Here is a 16,969-nt window from a genome sequence, read left to right on the forward strand (position 1 = left end):
ACGCAGGAGCAAGGCCGCACCGAGAAACGGAGACCCGCTCATGGCCCAAGCCGCAGCCGTGGCGAAACCGCCCGCGCCACCCCGGCGGCGCCGTGCCTCCGCCACCCCGCGCAGGCTGCCGTATCTGCTGATCGCCCCGGCGGCCCTGCTCATGCTGGGCTTCATCGCCTACCCGGTGATCAGCGTCTTCTACTACAGCCTGCAGAACTTCAACCCCACCAAGCCATGGCGGAACGGCTACGCGGGCTTCGACAACTTCGTCCAGATCTTCACCAAGGACACCCAGTTCTGGGACACGCTGACCTTCAGCGCCAAGTGGGTCGTCGTCGAGGTGGGCCTGCAGCTGCTGTTCGGTCTCGCACTCGCCCTCATCGTCAACCAGACCTTCGTGGGGCGGGCGGTTGGCCGTGCGCTCGTCTTCTCCCCGTGGGCCGTGTCCGGTGTGCTGACCTCCGCGATCTGGGTGCTGCTCTACAACTCCCAGACGGGCGTCACCCGTTACCTCGCCGACATGGGCATCGGCTCGTACGGCACCAGCTGGCTCTCGGACACCTCAACTGTCTTCCCGGCAGCGGTGGTTGCCGATCTCTGGCGCGGTGTCCCCTTCTTCGCGATCCTCATCCTCGCCGACCTGCAGTCCGTCTCGAAGGACCTTTACGAGGCCGCCGAGGTCGACGGCGCCAGCCGTGTCAAACAGTTCTGGCACATCACGCTGCCGCATCTGAAGGACGCGATCGTGCTGTCGACGCTGCTGCGCGCGGTGTGGGAGTTCAACAACGTCGACCTGCTCTACACCCTCACCGGTGGCGGACCGGCGGGAGAGACCACCACCCTGCCCCTCTACATCGCCAACACCAGCGTGGACGCCCACAACTTCGGCTACGCATCGGCCCTGACCACGGTGGCCTTCGTGATTCTGCTCTTCTGCTCGATCGTCTATCTGCGCCTGAGCAAGTTCGGAGGTGAGGAGAAGTGATCACCGAGATCGCACCCGCGCCGGAGCGCGTGGCCGCCGAGCCCGCCCGGCCGAGGAGGAAGCGCCGCGCCTGGGACGAGGTCCCCCGCCGGCAGATCTACGTCCCCCTGTCGATCTACCTCCTCTTCACCCTGATCCCCTTCTACTGGATCCTCCTCTTCGCTCTGCGCCGGCCCGGCTCGACCTCGCTCGTGCCCTGGCCGATGACCTTCGAACACTTCGAGAAGGTCTGGAACGAGCGGGCCTTCGGCACCTACTTCCAGAACAGCGTGCTCGTCGGCATCGCCACCCTGGTGATGACGACCTTGGTCGCGCTGGCCGGCGGCTACGCCCTCGCCCGGTTCAACTTCCGGATCAAGAAGGCCTTCATGCTGGCCCTGCTCTGCACGCAGTTCGTGCCGGGCGCGCTGCTCCTGGTGCCGCTGTTCGAGATCTTCGCCAACCTGCGGATGATCAACTCCCTCGTCAGTGTCATCATCGCCGAGACCGTCTTCCAGCTGCCGCTGTCGATGATCCTGATCAGCGGGTTCATCCGGAACGTGCCGTACTCGCTCGAAGAGGCCGCCTGGGTCGACGGCTGCGACCGGTTCACCGCCTTCCGTATTGTCGTACTCCCGCTGCTGCGGCCCGGGTTGATCGCCGTCGGCTCCTTCGCCTTCGTGCACGCCTGGAACCACTTCCTGTTCGCCCTGATGTTCCTGAGCGACCAGAGCAAGCAGACCATCCCTGTCGGTCTCAACACGCTGATGAGCGCGGACAGTGTCGACCTCGGCGCGCTCGCCGCGGGCGGCATCATCGCGGCCGTCCCCGTCGTGATCGTGTTCGCCTTCATCCAGAAGTGGCTGATCACTGGGTTCAGTGCGGGGGCGGTGAAGGGGTAATGCGTCAACTCGTCGCACCGCACATCGCACTTCAGGGTGGATTTGGGGACTGGGCCAGCGGTAGCCGAACCGTCGTCGCAAACGTGGCATCGTCCGACAACCTGTTTGCCGGTCCTACTGCCGGGTGGGCGGGAAGTAACGCCTGTGGAGGCCCACGTAAGACCGCTCACTTCGGTGGGTGGCGAGGGCCTGCGAAGCAGGAACCCGCGGTGGTGCCACGTAGCGGCACGGACCAGAATCCACGGCTCCAGAGCCGCGGAGGACACCAAAGGCTCAAGAAGTACCTGGCTGCGACTGGCCCGCGTACTCGGGACTCGGCAGAGTCCCACGGCAAACCGGAGGAGGCCCGCGGGGCTTCCTCCGGGCAGGCCGAGCGCGTCACTCTGCCGGTCACCTACTTCGCCCGCAACTGCCTGCGCCACGACGGCCTGCTGGACATCACAGGCGGCTCCGACCTGGTCACCGTCTCCTGGAGCCGGTTCGCCGACCACGACAAGGCGATGCTGATCGGCAACAGCGACTCGGCGACCGGGGACCGCGGCAAACTGCGCGTGACCCTGCACCACAACCAGTTCGAGTCGATCGTCCAGCGTGCGCCCCGAGTCCGCTTCGGGCAGGTGCACGTCTACGACAACCGGTACGTCGTCCCCGAGGGGAGCGAATACCGCTACTCCCTCGGCGTCTCCACCGAGTCCGGCATCCACGCCGAGAACAACGCCTTCCACACCCCGAGCCATGTCGAGGTCGCCGACCTCGTGAAGAGCTGGAACGGCACCGCCCTGCACCAGACCGGCACCCTCTTCAACGGCTACCCGGTGGACCTCCTGGCGATCTACAACGCCTACAACTCCGGCAGCGAGCGCGACCTCACGGCCGACGTCGGCTGGACGCCTACCCTGCACACAAAGTTCGACAGCGCCGAGGCGGCCGACCGAGAGGTGGCGCGCGGCGCGGGCGCGGGGAGGATCCCATGAGCACCGTAGACATCGTCCTGGCGGGCGCGCGCGGCCACGGCCGCTGGCACCTGGACAACATCCGCCGCCTCCAGGACAAGGGGATCGTACGGCTGGCAGGCATCTGCGAGCTGACCCCGCTGACCGGGGACGAGATCCCGGACGGCCTCGGCACGCCCGAGCAGTCCGCGGACTTCGGCGCGCTCCTGGACTCCACCCGCGCCCGGATCGCCGTCGTCTGCACACCGATCCCCACCCACACCGACCTCGCGCTCACGGCCGCCGGCAAGGGCGTGCACCTGCTGTTGGAGAAGCCGCCCGCGCCGTCGTACGCCGAGTTCCGGCGGATGGCCGACGGGGTCGCCGAGGCGGGCGTGGTCTGCCAGATCGGCTTCCAGTCGCTGGGCTCGCACGCCGTCCCGGCGATCCTCGCGATGGTCGCCGAGGGCGCCGTCGGCGAGGTCGTCGGGGTCGGCGGGGCCGGTGCCTGGGTGCGGGCCGAGTCCTACTACCGGCGGGCTCCCTGGGCGGGCAAACGGCGCCTGAACGGCGTCGACGTGATCGACGGCGTGCTCACCAACCCCCTGGCGCACGCCGTGGCCACCGCGCTCGCCGTCAACGGCACCACACTCGCCGAGGACGTCACCGGCATCGAGCTCGAGCTGCTGCGCGCCAACGACATCGAGTCCGACGACACCTCCTGCGTCCGTGTCACCACCGCACAGGGCCGAAAGGTCACCGTCGCCGCGACCCTGTGCGCCGAGCGGGACGACGAGCCGTACGTCGTCGTGCACGGCACCCGCGGCCGGATCACCTTCTGGTACAAGCAGGACCGCGTCCTGCTCCAGCGCGCCGACCACGGCCCCGAGGAGTACGAGTACGGCCGCACCGACCTGCTGGAGAACCTGGTCGACCACCTCACCGACGGCGCCGACCTCCTGGTCACCCCGGACGCAACGGGCGCCTTCATGAAGGTCGTTGAAGCGATTCGGCAGGCCCCCGACCCGACCCCGCTGCCGGCCGGCGCCTGGCATCTGGTCCCCGACGAGGGCCGCAGGGTCGTGGACGGCATCGACGGACTCGTCGCGGCCGCCGCCGACACCCTCTCCCTCTACTCCGAGCTCGGCGCCACCTGGGCCCCACCGAAAGAGGTGAGCACCTGATGACGACCACCGACTCGCCCGTCCTGCGCGTCGCGGGCCGCCCGGTCGGCCGCTACGTCACCCGGCCCGAACTGCCGGCCCGGCTCTCCCCGCGCCCCTATCTGCACCCCGTCACCACCCTGGCCGGCACGGCGGTCACGGAGCTGAGCCCCGCCGACCACATCCACCACCTCGGCGTCGGTGTCGCGGTTCCCGACGTCGAGGGGCACAACTTCTGGGGCGGGCGGACCTACGTCCCAGGCCAGGGGCCGACCGAGCTGGACAACCACGGCGCCCAGCGCCACACCTCCTTCCAGCTGCGCGACCCCGACGGCTTCGTGGAGGAACTGCGCTGGGTGGCATCCGGCGGCGAACTGCTGCGCGAGCGCCGTACGGTCGCCGCCACCGAACTCACGGGCTCCGCCTGGGCGTTGGACTTCACGTTCTCGCTCACGAACGTCACCGACAGGCCCTTGTCGATCGGCAGTCCGGCCACCAACGGACGCCCCGGCGCGGCCTACGGCGGCTTCTTCTGGCGCGCCCGCAAGGAGCACGACACCGCGCACGTCTTCACCGCCGGCCGCGAGGGCGAACCGCAGGTGCACGGAGCCCGCGCCGACTGGCTCGCCCTCGCGGGCAGCACCTGGACCCTGGTCTTCGCCGGTGCCACGGCCGCCACCCGCTGCGACCCGTGGTTCGTGCGCACTGCCGAGTACCCCGGCGTGGGCTCGTCCCTGGCGCACACCGAACGGCTCCCGATCCCGCCCGGCGAGACCGTCGTGCGGCGCATCGTCACCGTCGTCGCCGACGGCCGCCTCAGCCGGAACGAGGCTGCGGCACTGGTCCGGAAGGCGGTGAGCCAGTGACGAACGACGCCAACACGAATCCGGCCGTCGACTCCCATCCGGTTGTCGACACCGGCTCGGTCGTCGACACCTGCCCCGTCGTCGACATCGGCCCGGTCGTCGACTCGAATCCGGCCGTCGACACCGATCCGGTCGTCGACTCCCATCCGGTTGCCGACACGGGCCTGGTCGTCCGCACCGACCCGGTCGTCGACTCGAATCCGGTCGTCGACACCGGCCCGGTTGTCCGCACCGACCCGGCCGTCGATTCCCATCCGGTTGTCCGCACCGGCCCGGTCGTCGACACCGACCCGACCGTCTACACCAACCCGGTCGTCCGCACCGACCCGACGGTCTACACCAACCCGATCCTCAACGCCGACTGGTCCGACCCGGACGTCGTCCGCGTAGGCGACGACTTCTACCTCACCGCCTCCAGCTTCGGCCGCGTCCCCGGCCTGCCCCTCCTGCACTCCCGCGACCTGGTCGACTGGACGCTGGTCGGCCACGCGCTGGAACGCCTCGAACCTGCCGCCGAGTTCAGGACCCCGCGCCACGACTGCGGCGTCTGGGCGCCTTCGCTGCGCCATCACGACGACCGCTTCTGGATCTTCTGGGGCGACCCCGACCAGGGCATCTTCCAGATCAACGCGCCACAGATACGCGGCCCGTGGACCCGCCCGTACCTGGTGAAGGCCGGCAAGGGGCTCATCGACCCCTGCCCCCTGTGGGACGAGGAGACCGGTGAGGCCCATCTCGTCCACGCCTGGGCCAAGTCCCGCTCCGGCGTCAAGAACCGCCTCACCGGCCACCGTATGCACCCCCACGGCACCGAACTCCTCGACGAGGGCAAGCTGATCGTCGACGGCGACCGCATCCCCGGCTGGTTCACCCTCGAAGGCCCCAAGCTCTACCGGCACGACGGCTGGTTCTGGATCCTCGCCCCCGCCGGGGGAGTGGAGACCGGCTGGCAGGGCGCCTTCCGCTCGCGCGGCTTCTTCGGGCCGTACGAGGAGAAGATCGTCCTGGAGCAGAAGGACACCCAGGTCAACGGCCCGCACCAGGGCGGCTGGGTGCGCACCCCGTCCGGTGAGGACTGGTTCCTGCACTTTCAGCAGAAGGGCGCCTACGGCAGGGTCGTGCACCTCCAGCCGATGCGCTGGGGCATGGACGGCTGGCCGGTGCTCGGGGACGACGGCGCACCCGTCGCCGTACACAAGAAGCCCGATCTCCCGCCGCAGCCGCCCGCGGCGCCTGCCACCGACGACGACTTCCCCGGCGGACGCTTCGGCCGCCAGTGGTCCTGGACCGCCAACCCTCAGGACGGCTGGGCCACCCAGCACTCCGGCGACGGGCTCCGGCTGACCTGCGTCCGCTCGGCCGACGCACACGACCTGCGCAAACTCCCGAACGTCCTCACCCAGCGGTTGCCCGGTACGCCGTCGGTGGCCGAGGTGGAGCTGAACCTGCACAGCGAGGAACCGGGGGCGCGGGCCGGCCTCGCTGTCCTCGGGGACGCGTTCAGCTGGATCGGGCTCCAGCGGAGCGCCGACGGGACGGTCCATCTCGTGCACCGGTTCGCCGAGGGGGTCGCCGAGCACGAGCGGGACGCCGACCATCCGCGGATCGCCCCCGAGGGGCGGGTGCGGTTGCGGATCGAGATCGGCGCCGGGGCGCGCTGCCGCTTCAGCTACGACATCGGGGACGGCCCGCGCCCGTCCGGTCCCGTCTTCGCCGCCACCCCCTGGCGCTGGGTCGGCGCCCTGCTCGGCCTGTTCGCGCTCGCGCCCGTCGGCTCGGGTCACGCCGGGGCGGCAACGTTCACGCACTTCAGGATCGACCCCTTGTCACCCGTCGCGCCCGAGTAACCCACCGCACCCGTAAGCCTGTTGGGAGCCGCAATGACGCAGCACCTCCATAGCAAGCGCTTGCCAAGATCGGGGGCCGGCAAGGTCCTGGCCGCCGTGATCGGTTTGGCGGCCGCGTTGAGCCTCGGGACGATCGGGCAGGCCAGGGCCGTCACCCCGGCTGGCGCTCCGGCTACGGTCTCGCCCGACGCCGACCGCTTCAGCGACCGGCCGCACGGCTTCGCCTCCCTCGCCGGGGGCACCACCGGCGGCGCGGGCGGCAAGGTCGTGACGGTCACCGACCAGGCCTCGCTGGCCAAGTATGCGGCGGCCGAGGAGCCGTACATCATCCGGGTCTCGGGATCGATCGCCGTCGAACCCTTCGGGTCGAACATCGTCGTCGGCTCGAACAAGACCGTCATCGGCATCGGCGACACGGGCGAGATCGTCCACGGGGAACTGCACCTCGACCCCGGCACGCACAACGTGATCATCCGCAACCTGACGATCCGGGACTCCTACGTCGAGGGCGACTGGGACGGCAGGACGCAGGACTTCGACGCCATCCAGATGGACACCGTCGACCATGTCTGGATCGACCACAACCGCCTCACGCACATGGGCGACGGACTGATCGACCTGGGCAAGGACAGCCAGTACATCACCGTCTCCTACAGCCAGTTCAGCAACCACAACAAGGCGTTCGGGATCGGCTGGACGACGAACGTCAAGACCCAGGTCACCATCGACCACAACTGGATCACCCGGTCGAAGGTGGTGAGCGACGCACCCGAGCAGTCCTTCCATCTCGGGCGGCCGTGGCATCCGGGTGGTGAACCGGAGGCCGTCGCCGAGGTGCTGATCCGGGACACCGAGCTGCCGGCCGCGGTCAAGTCCGCGCCGTGGACCGACATGAGCGGGTTCTCGTGGAAGGACGCCCGGTTCGCCGAGTACCGCAACTTCGGGCCCGGGGCGGGTGTGACGGCCGACCGGCCGCAGATGAGCGACGCCGACGCGAGGACACACACCGTCGCCGACTACCTCAAGGGCGACGACAACTGGGCGCCGCACGCCCGCCGTTGAGCAGTTTCCCGCAGCAGACCCCCCACAACTTCACATCTCCGTTGGATCCAGAGGAAGAGAGCCGACCAATGAAGAGCAGCATCCGCAGAAGCAGGCGCGCGGCCGTCGCCGTCGCCCTGGGCTCCGTGCTCGCACTGACCGCCACCGCCTGCGGCGACGACGGCAGCGGCAGCGCGGGGGACAAGGGCAACGAGGGCTCCGGCAAGGGCGAGATCACCTTCTGGGACAACAACGGCGGTGTCCGGACCGACATCTGGAAGCAGGTCATCGCCGACTTCGAGAAGAAGAACCCGGACATCAAGGTCAACTACGTCGGCATCCCGGCCGCGAGCGCCCAGTCCAAGTACGACACCGCGATCCAGGGCGGCGGCCTGCCGGACGTCGGCGGCGTCGGCACCGCGATGCTCGCCGAGGTCGCCGTCCAGGGCGCGCTGGAGCCGCTGGACAGCCGTCTGGCGAAGAGCTCCCTGAACGGCAAGCTGAGCCAGAACCTGCTCGAAGGCAGCAAGGCCGCGGGCGGCGGCGACAAGCTGTACCAGATACCGACCTCGTCCAACAACGGCACGCTGTGGTACCGGACCGACCTGTTCAAGAAGGCGGGTCTGGACGCGCCGACGACGTGGTCGAAGTTCTACACGGCCGCCGACAAGCTCACCGACAAGAGCAAGAACGAGTTCGGTTTCACCATTCGGGGTGGCGAGGGCTCCATTGCGCCGGCGCTCGACGCCTCGTACAGCCAGAGCGGGATCACCTCGTTCTGGAACGGTGACAGGACGACGGTCAACGACCCGAAGAACGTTGCCGCGCTGGAGAAGTACGTCGCGCTCTACAAGAAGGACACCCCGTCCGCCGACGTCAACAACGACTTCACCAAGATGGTCGCCCAGTGGGACAGCGGCACGATCGGCATGCTGAGCCACAACCTGGGTTCGTATCAGGACCATCTGAAGGCGCTGGGCGCGGACAAGTTCCGGGGGCTGCCCAACCCGACGCAGGACAACGGCGCCCGGGTGCAGATCTCCAACCCGGTCGACGGGCTGAGTGTCTTCAAGTCCAGCAAGAACAAATCGGCTGCCTGGAAGTTCGTCGAGTTCGCCGTCTCGCACGAGGAGAACTCCAAGTTCAACGAGTCCGCGGGGCAGATTCCGGCGAACACGGAAGCGGCGCAGGACGCGTGGATCCAGAAGGCCGAGCCCACGAAGCTGGCCGCTGCCGCGCTGAACGGGGCCGACACCAAGATCGTGCAGTTGCCGTACTACCTGCCGGACTGGAACACGATTTCCAAGGCGGACAACGAGCCGAACTTCCAGAAGGTGCTGCTCGGGAAGATGAGTGCGAAGGATTTCCTGGACTCGCTTGCCGATCAGTTGAACAAGGCGCAGGCGGACTGGAAGAAGAACCACTGAGAGCTCGGGTGGTTTCGGTTTGTGGGGGGACTGCCGGTTGGTCGTGGCTGGTCGCGCAGTTCCCCGCGCCCCTAAGGGGGCGCTTCCCCTCATCCTTGTTTGAAAGGCACCGTTGTGTTCCTTACCCGCAGACAGGTCAGCCTGGCGGCTGTTGCCGCCGTTCCTCTCGCCCTGTCGGGCATCGGCACCGCGCAGGCCGCGCAGCGCCATCGCACCCTCTACATCGCCGGTGATTCCACCGCCGCGCAGAAATACGCCGACGCGGCTCCCGAGACCGGGTGGGGTATGGCCCTTCCGTTCTTCCTCCGTAAAGACGTGATCGTCGCCAATCACGCCGTGAACGGGCGCAGTTCGAAGAGCTTCATCGACGAAGGCCGGCTCGATGTGATCCTCGGGCTGATCAAGCCCGGTGACCTCCTGCTCATCCAGTTCGCGCACAACGACGAGAAGAGCGACGACCCCACCCGCTACACCGAGCCCTGGACGACGTACCAGGAATATCTGCGTCAGTACATCGAGGGCGCACGGTCGCACGGTGCCCGGCCCGTGCTCGCGACCCCCGTCGAGCGCCGCAGGTTCGACGCGAACGGGAACGCCGTGCCGACCCACGGCGAGTACCCGGCGGCGATGCGCGCGCTCGCCGGGCAGGAGCGGGTGGCGTTGCTCGACGTCGAGGCGCTGTCGCTCGCGCTGTGGCAGCGGCTCGGGGTCGAGGAGACGAAGGTCTACTTCAACTGGACCGCCACCGAGCAGGACAACACGCACTTCAATCCGCCGGGCGCGATCGCCGTGGCGCGGCTCGTGGCGCGGGAGTTGCTGCGCACGCGAGTGCTCGCGCTGCGGGACGTCATCCGGCTGAACGACGAGATTCCGACGTCCTGGATCACCTGGCCCGAGGCGAGCAGCGCCTCGGTCGCGTAACCAAGGAGAGCCGCACAGTGCGTACACAGAAATGTCATGGACGCGTCATAGCGTCGATCGTGGGGTGCACCGCCCTGGTGCTCGGCGTCACGGGAACCGCCTCCGCCCACGCCCAGGCCCGGGACCTCGGCCGGCAGACGCTCGGCGCGAACGACGGCTGGGGCTCCTACGGCACCGGCACCACCGGCGGCGCGGCCGCCGACGCCGCGCATGTCCACACCGTCACCGACTGGGCCGGATTCAAGGCCGCCCTGGCCGACGGCGGCAGCGCGCCGAAGATCATCAGAGTGAGGGGGACGATCGACGCCGACGGGCCGAGCTGCGCCTCCTTCGAGGCACCGGGGTACGACTTCGCCACCTATCTGAAGACGTACGACCCCGCGGTCTGGGGCCACGACAAGAACCTGGACGGCGAGCCCGACGACAGCCCCGAGGGCCTGCGCCGCGCCTCCCAGGCCAACCAGGACGCCTACATCAAGGCCGCCGTACCCGCCAACACCACCATCATCGGCGTCGGCAAGGACGCCGGGTTCAAGGGTGCCAGCCTGCAGATCAAGGCCGTCGACAATGTCGTCGTCAGGAACCTGACCTTCGAGAGCCCTCTCGACTGCTTCCCGCAGTGGGACCCGACCGACACCGCCGACGGCAACTGGAACTCCGAGTACGACAGCGCGGTGATCTACGGATCCACGCATGTGTGGATGGACCACAACACGTTCACCGACGGCGACCACCCGGACAGCACACTGCCGTACTACTACGGCCGGATCTACGAGCAGCACGACGGCGAGCTCGACATCGTCAAGGGCGCCGACTACGTCACGGCCTCCTGGAACGTCTTCGAGGACCACGACAAGACGATCCTGATCGGCAACAGCGACAGCGCCTCGACGGCCGCCGTCGACCGCGGCCATCTCAAGGTCACCTTCCACCACAACCTGTTCTCGAACCTGGTGGAGCGCGCCCCGCGCATCCGCTTCGGGCAGGTCGACTCGTACAACAACCACTTCGTGGCCGAGGACGGCTACTCCTACAGCTACGGCATCGGCATGGAGTCCCAGCTCGTCGCCGAGCACAACGCGTTCACGCTGCCGGACGGGGTCGGTGCCGGGAAGATCCTCAAGAAGTGGAAGGACTCGCCGCTCACCGCCGACGACAACTACGTCAACGGTGAGCCGGTCGATCTGATCGCCGTCCACAACGCCGAGGTGCCCACCGAGATCCTCCGCTCGGGCGCCGGCTGGACGCCGACGCTGCGTACGAAGGTCGATCCGGCCAAGGCGATCCCCGGGATCGTCGACCACTGCGCGGGCGCAGGCAACCTGCGCTGACGCCCCCCGGCCGGGGCGCCCGACGCCCCGGCCGCTTCTCTCATGAGCCGCACTGCGAAGGAGCACCCGCATGCCCTCGCCTTCACTCTCAACTCAACTCCCTTTGTCCAGAAGGGGTTTCCTCGTCGCGAGCGCCGGGGCCGCCGCCGTGCTCGGCCTCGTGTCGACGCCCGCGCGGGCCGACTCGGGGGCGCGCCCGTTCGGCCGGTACGGTTCCCCGGACCGCCGCCTCACGCCCGGCACCCTCTACGTCGACCAGCAGGGCCGCGGCGACTTCGCGAGTGTCCAGGCCGCCGTGACCGCCGCGAGCGGCACCGGCCGGACGCTGGTGCTCGCCCCCGGCGTCTACCGGGAGACGGTCGCCGTGGACGTCACCCGCACGGAGGCGACCTGGATCGGCGCCTCGGAGGACCCCCGTGACGTCGTGATCGTGTACGACAACGCGGCCGGCACTCCCAAGCCCGGCGGCGGCACCCACGGCACCACGGGTTCCGCCACCACGACCGTGCAGGCCGACGGTTTCATCGCCCGCTGGATCACCTTCGCCAACGACTGGCTGCGCGCCGACCACCCCGACATCGCGGGCACGCAGGCGGTGGCCATCAAGGTGCAGGGGGACAGGAGTGCGTTCACCCACTGCCGCTTCCTCGGCCACCAGGACACCCTGTACGCCGACTCGATGGCGCTCGGCACCTTCGCCCGGCAGTACTTCGCGCACTGCCATGTCGAAGGCGACGTCGACTTCGTCTTCGGCCGGGCGACCGCGGTGTACGAGGACTGCCACTTCCGGACGCTGAACCGCACCGACCTGGCAGCCGCCCCGTACGGCTTCGTCTTCGCGCCCTCCACGGCGGTCGCCAACCCCCGCGGCTACCTGGTGACACACAGCCGCGTGAGCAGCGAAGCCCCGGACGCCTACTACAAGCTGGCCCGGCCCTGGGTGCCCGGCTCCGACACCACCGCCCGCCCGATGCTCACCGTCCGGGACACCCGCCTCGGCCCCGGCATCGACGCGGTCGCGCCCTACACCAACATGTCGGAGACCTATCGGTGGCAGAACCAGCGGTTCGCCGAGTACCGCAACAGCGGACCCGGCGCGGAGATCACGGTCCCCGAGAACCGGCCCCAACTCACCGACGCCCAGGCGGACTCGGCGACCCGCGAGTCCTACCTCGGTGACTGGAAGCCGTGGAAGGAGGAGTGCTGACATGCGCCGACGCACTCTTCTGGCGGGCATCACCGCAGGCCTGGTCGCCGCCGGAGCCGGTCCCGCCTTCGCGAGCGCCCGCCGTCCTGTCCTGCACGTCCGCCCCGGCGACTCCGTCCAGGCGGCCGTGGACGCGGTGGACGGGCCCGGCCGCACGATCGTCGTGCACCCGGGGACGTACAGCGAGGTCGTCAACCTCCCTGTCGGCAAAGGTGAGTTGACGATCCGCGGCGCCACCTGCGACCCCCGCGACACCGTCATCGTCTTCGACCACGCGAACGGCACGAAGAAGCCCGACGGAACGACGTACGGGACACCGGGCTCCGCCACCTTCACCTCCGCGGCCCCCGGGCTGACCGTCCGCGACCTGACCCTCGCCAACGACTGGCTGCGCGCCGACCACCCGGACATCACCGGCACCCAGGCCGTTGCCGCGTACGTGACGGGTGACCGGTCGAGCTTCGAGAACGTCCGGCTCCTGGCCCACCAGGACACCCTCTTCGTCGACACGACCGCACTCGACACCTTCGACCGGCAGTACTTCCGCCACTGCTACATCGAGGGCGACGTCGACTTCGTCTTCGGGCGGGCGACCGCCGTGTTCGAGGAGTGCCACTTCCACACGCTGCAGCGGGACGTGACCTTCACGCCCAAGGGCATGGTCTTCGCCCCCTCCACCGCCCGCGCCAACCCGCACGGGATCCTCGCCGTCCGCTCCCGCATCACCTCCGGCGCCGAGGACGGGGCGTACAAGCTGGCGCGGCCCTGGGTGCCGTCGTACGAGACGACTGCCTGGCCGTCCCTCGTCGTCCGGGACACCCGGATCGGGTCCGGCATCGACCCGGCCGCGCCCTACGTCAACATGCGGGACGCCTATCCCTGGCAGACCATGCGGTTCGGGGAGTACCGCAACACGGGCCCAGGAGCAGTGGTCACGGTTCCGGAGAACCGTCCTCAATTCACCGTGGATGAGGCGCGGTTGCACACCCGGGAGACGTACCTCGGCGACTGGCGGCCCTGTGCGTAGGCGCTCCGCTGGTTGTGCCGCCATGGACCGTCGGTCGCCTGCGGGCCCGTCGTGGCTGGTCGCGCCCCGTGGCGGAGCCGCATATCGATACAGCACCGCGCCCCTTCGGGGCGCGGCCCCGCAGACCGCCGAGGCCGCCGACCTCGTCGACGGCAACCTTCCCGACTTCCACCAAGCCCTCATGGACGAGCTCGACTTCCCCCTCGCCTGGGGGACTTCCCCCCTCCACGACTTCCCCGCCTGGCGCCGCACCGCCCGCGCCAAAGCCGAGGAGCACCTCCTCGTCGCACGGCAGGACGGGACACCGTACGCGCCCGAGTTCGGTGAAAGCAGTCAAGGTGACGGTTTCACACGGGAGTTGGTCACGCTCTCCCTCACGCGCTACGACCGCGTCCGCGCCGCGCTGCTCACCCCGCACGGCACCGGCCCCTTCCCCGCCGTACTCCTCCTGCACGACCACGGAGCCAGGTTCGACATCGGGAAGGAGAAACTCGTCCGGCCCTGGTACGACGACACCCGTCTCGCCTCGGCGCAGGCCTGGGCCGACAAGTACTTCAGCGGCCGCTTCGTCGGCGACGAACTGGCCCGCCTCGGCCATGTCGTCCTCTGCGTGGACGCGCTCGGCTGGGGCGACCGCGGCCCGGTCGTCTACGACCGGCAGCAGGCCCTCGCCTCCAACCTCTACAACCTCGGCTCCTCCCTCGCCGGACTCATGGCCCGCGAGGACGCCCGGGCCGCCGGGTTCCTGGCCGGTCTCGACCATGTGGACGCACGCCGGGTCGCGGCCGTCGGGTTCTCCATGGGCGCCTACCGCGCCTGGCAGACGGCCGCGCTGACCGACGACATCGCCGCCGCGGCCTGCGTCTGCTGGATGACCGGCCTGAAGGAAATGATGGTGCCCGGCAACAACACGCTGCGCGGGCAGTCCTCGTACTACATGCTGCGTCCCGGGCTCGCCCGGTATCTCGACATCCCCGACGTGGCGAGCATCGCCGCACCCCGGCCGATGCTGTTCTTCAACGGCGGGCTCGACCCGCTCTTCCCCGCCGACGGCGTCCGCACGGCTCACGAGAAGCTGCGCGCCGTCTGGCGCTCCCGCCACGCCGAGGAGCGGTTGCACCTCAGGACCTGGTCCGACCTGGGCCATGTCTTCGTCGACCGCATGCAGGACGAGGTCTTCAGCCGGCTCGACACCGTCCTCTGAACCACCGTCCTGTGCACCATCCCTCCACCCGCACGACAACCCGCACGACAACCCGCACGACAACCCCCACGAGAACCCGCACGAGAAAGGAACCGCTCTCCATGTCTCGTCGTACCGCACTCGCCACCCTGGCGACCCTCGCCCTGGGCGCCGGTCTCGCCGTACTCCCCACCCAGGCCCAGGCCGCCACGGTGGTCGTCAGCAACTCGACCGACCTGTCCAACGCCATCAAGAACGCCACCGCCGGCACCGTCATCCAGGTCCGCGGCGGCACCTACTACCCCACGGCCACCCTGCAGTCCACGGCCAACGGCACCTCCTCCTCACCGGTCACGCTCACCGCGTACGGCTCGGAGACGGTCAAGATCGACGGCTCCTCGCTGCCCTCCGGCTCCTGGATCTTCAAACTGACCGCGGACTACTGGAACGTCTCCAACATCACCTTCCAGAACTCCCCGGACAGCGCGGTCGTCTGCCAGTCCTGCACCGGCACCAACTGGAACAACATCAAGACCATCAACGGCGGCGACTCCGGCTTCACGCTCACCGGCGACGGCACGGTCGACAACACCGTCAAGAACCTGGACAGTTACGGCAACTACGACGCCGCGGGCCACGGCCAGAACGCGGACGGCGTCGCCATCAAGTTCGGCTCCGGCACCGGCAACCTGGTCACCGGCGCGCGTCTCTACAACAACTCCGACGACGGCATCGACCTCTGGTCCTTCTCCTCGCCGGTCACCATCGAGCACTCCTGGTCCTTCGGCAACGGCGTCAACCGCTGGGGCGACTCCGCCTTCGAGGGCAACGGCAACGGCTACAAGCTGGGCGGCAACGGCAAGGTCGTCGCCCACGTCGTCAACAACTCCGCCGCCTGGGGCAACGCAGGAAACGGCTTCACCGAGAACTCCAACACCGGCTCGATCGTCATCAACCGCACCACGGCCTACGCCAACGGCAAGTGGGGCTACTACTTCGCCACCAGCTCCGCCAAGCTCGGCAAGAACCTCGCGGTGAGCAACGGCAGCGGGTCGGTCACCAAGGGCTCCGCGGTCACCTCGTCCGGCAACAACTGGGACTCCGGGATCTCGACACCGGCCTTCAAGTCGACGGACGCGAGCAGCACCTACAACGCCCGCAGCTCCAGCGGCACCCTGCCCGCGACGACGTTCCTGACGACGGGGAGCACGACCATCGGGGCGACGATGAACTGAGCGGTACCGATCCGGAACCGTCCCGTCCAGAGCGCTTGACCCGTTTTTTGCCCGTCGAAGAGATATCGATCAGGCAACGGGTCTCGCGCCCGCCGGGGTGACGCGCGTAGAAACCTGTCATGCATAAGTCACTGCGTATCGCGGCGCTCGCCGCAGCGTGTGCCCTCGCCGGCGGCGCCCTCTACGGCGCCGGCGCGGCCACGGCCGGCCAGTCCACGGCCAACTCCACCCACGAGCCGTACAACATCGGGCTCCTGGTGAAGGACATCGACACCTACTACGGCACCACGGCCGATGCGGGCGGCGTGTACCAGGCGTCCCCGGACAGCCCGTACGCCAAGGACCTGGCGCGGATCGACTCGGCCGCCCGCAGGTACATAAACCAGGCCGCCCGCAAGGCGCACCACCGGGGCGAGAAGCCCGCGGTGGTCTTCGACATCGATGACACGCTGCTGCTCAGCCTCGACTACGAGAAGCGCTACAACTACACGTACAACCCGACCACCTGGGCCGACTACGTGAACAAGGCCGACCGTCCGGGCGTGTTCGGCACCGCCGAGCTGGTCCAGTACGCGGAGAAGAAGGGCGTCGAGGTCTTCTACAACTCGGGTCTGAGCGAGGCGCAGCGCACCGCCGCCGTCGAAAACCTGAAGAAGATCGGCGCCGATGTGAACCTCGACGCCGACCACATGTTCCTCAAGGACAAGGCCAACCCTCCGGCCTACCTGAGTGCCTGCGCCACCCCGGGCGCCTGGACCTGCACGACCGTGCAGTACAAGTCCGGCACCCGCAAGCACATCGAGGACGACCTCGGGTACGAGATCGTCGCCAACTTCGGCGACCAGTACTCGGACCTGGACGGCGGCTACGCCGACCGCACGTACAAGATCCCGAACCCGACGTACTTCGTGTCCTGACCCGTCCTGCTCAGC

General features: G+C 68.9%; 14 protein-coding genes and 1 pseudogene. All 15 read left to right on the forward strand.

Going from position 1 to position 16,969, the window contains the following annotated elements; genetic code table 11:
* The first annotated feature begins 40 nt into the window (after window positions 1-40).
* The 15 genes and pseudogenes from IH68_RS0113300 (at window position 41) to IH68_RS0113370 (ending at window position 16,954) form a co-directional block, all read left to right on the forward strand.
* Window positions 41-976: a carbohydrate ABC transporter permease gene (locus IH68_RS0113300; RefSeq protein WP_030933517.1), complete on the forward strand. Its 936-nt coding sequence runs from the start codon at window positions 41-43 to the stop codon at window positions 974-976.
* Window positions 973-1,857 (forward strand): carbohydrate ABC transporter permease, encoded by an 885-nt coding sequence (locus tag IH68_RS0113305; RefSeq protein ID WP_030933520.1) that lies wholly within the window; start codon window positions 973-975, stop codon window positions 1,855-1,857. The genes IH68_RS0113300 and IH68_RS0113305 overlap by 4 nt, the downstream gene beginning before the upstream one ends.
* A gap of 392 nt (window positions 1,858-2,249) precedes the next feature.
* A pseudogene (locus tag IH68_RS0113310) lies at window positions 2,250-2,831 on the forward strand (pectate lyase); the annotation flags it as partial.
* Window positions 2,828-3,973 (forward strand): Gfo/Idh/MocA family protein, encoded by a 1,146-nt coding sequence (locus IH68_RS0113315; RefSeq protein WP_030933527.1) that lies wholly within the window; start codon window positions 2,828-2,830, stop codon window positions 3,971-3,973. The pseudogene IH68_RS0113310 and the gene IH68_RS0113315, both read left to right, overlap by 4 nt.
* Window positions 3,973-4,818: a PmoA family protein gene (locus IH68_RS0113320; protein ID WP_030933530.1), complete on the forward strand. Its 846-nt coding sequence runs from the start codon at window positions 3,973-3,975 to the stop codon at window positions 4,816-4,818. The genes IH68_RS0113315 and IH68_RS0113320 overlap by 1 nt, the downstream gene beginning before the upstream one ends.
* A 347-nt stretch (window positions 4,819-5,165) precedes the next feature.
* Window positions 5,166-6,665 carry a glycoside hydrolase 43 family protein gene (locus tag IH68_RS0113325; protein WP_037884798.1) on the forward strand — a complete coding sequence of 500 codons (1,500 nt, stop codon included), beginning with the start codon at window positions 5,166-5,168 and terminating at the stop codon, window positions 6,663-6,665.
* 33 nt (window positions 6,666-6,698) lie between these two features.
* The gene (locus IH68_RS0113330) at window positions 6,699-7,727 is read left to right on the forward strand and encodes a right-handed parallel beta-helix repeat-containing protein (protein ID WP_078912433.1); all 1,029 of its coding nucleotides are present in this window, start codon (window positions 6,699-6,701) and stop codon (window positions 7,725-7,727) included.
* 68 nt (window positions 7,728-7,795) lie between these two features.
* On the forward strand, window positions 7,796-9,133 hold the full coding sequence (locus IH68_RS0113335) for an ABC transporter substrate-binding protein (protein WP_030933539.1): 1,338 nt from the start codon (window positions 7,796-7,798) through the stop codon (window positions 9,131-9,133).
* Between the two features lie 114 nt (window positions 9,134-9,247).
* On the forward strand, window positions 9,248-10,054 hold the full coding sequence (locus IH68_RS0113340) for a rhamnogalacturonan acetylesterase (protein WP_030933541.1): 807 nt from the start codon (window positions 9,248-9,250) through the stop codon (window positions 10,052-10,054).
* A gap of 17 nt (window positions 10,055-10,071) precedes the next feature.
* A complete protein-coding gene (locus tag IH68_RS0113345) occupies window positions 10,072-11,385 on the forward strand; it encodes a pectate lyase family protein (RefSeq protein WP_030933545.1) in 1,314 nt (437 codons plus the stop codon).
* Between the two features lie 70 nt (window positions 11,386-11,455).
* Window positions 11,456-12,592 carry a pectinesterase family protein gene (locus IH68_RS0113350; protein WP_030933548.1) on the forward strand — a complete coding sequence of 379 codons (1,137 nt, stop codon included), beginning with the start codon at window positions 11,456-11,458 and terminating at the stop codon, window positions 12,590-12,592.
* A gap of 1 nt (window position 12,593) precedes the next feature.
* Complete coding sequence (locus IH68_RS0113355; RefSeq protein ID WP_030933550.1) at window positions 12,594-13,619, forward strand: pectinesterase family protein; 1,026 nt, start codon at window positions 12,594-12,596, stop codon at window positions 13,617-13,619.
* A 22-nt stretch (window positions 13,620-13,641) separates the two neighbouring features.
* Window positions 13,642-14,823 (forward strand): dienelactone hydrolase family protein, encoded by a 1,182-nt coding sequence (locus IH68_RS0113360; protein ID WP_078912434.1) that lies wholly within the window; start codon window positions 13,642-13,644, stop codon window positions 14,821-14,823.
* Between the two features lie 101 nt (window positions 14,824-14,924).
* Complete coding sequence (locus tag IH68_RS0113365; protein ID WP_030933554.1) at window positions 14,925-16,037, forward strand: right-handed parallel beta-helix repeat-containing protein; 1,113 nt, start codon at window positions 14,925-14,927, stop codon at window positions 16,035-16,037.
* Window positions 16,038-16,156: 119 nt separating this feature from the next.
* The gene (locus IH68_RS0113370; protein ID WP_030933558.1) at window positions 16,157-16,954 is read left to right on the forward strand and encodes an HAD family acid phosphatase; all 798 of its coding nucleotides are present in this window, start codon (window positions 16,157-16,159) and stop codon (window positions 16,952-16,954) included.
* Window positions 16,955-16,969: the final 15 nt, after the last annotated feature.

Origin of the sequence: Streptomyces sp. NRRL S-646, from assembly GCF_000720765.1 — a bacterium.
Taxonomy (GTDB): Bacteria; Actinomycetota; Actinomycetes; order Streptomycetales; family Streptomycetaceae; genus Streptomyces.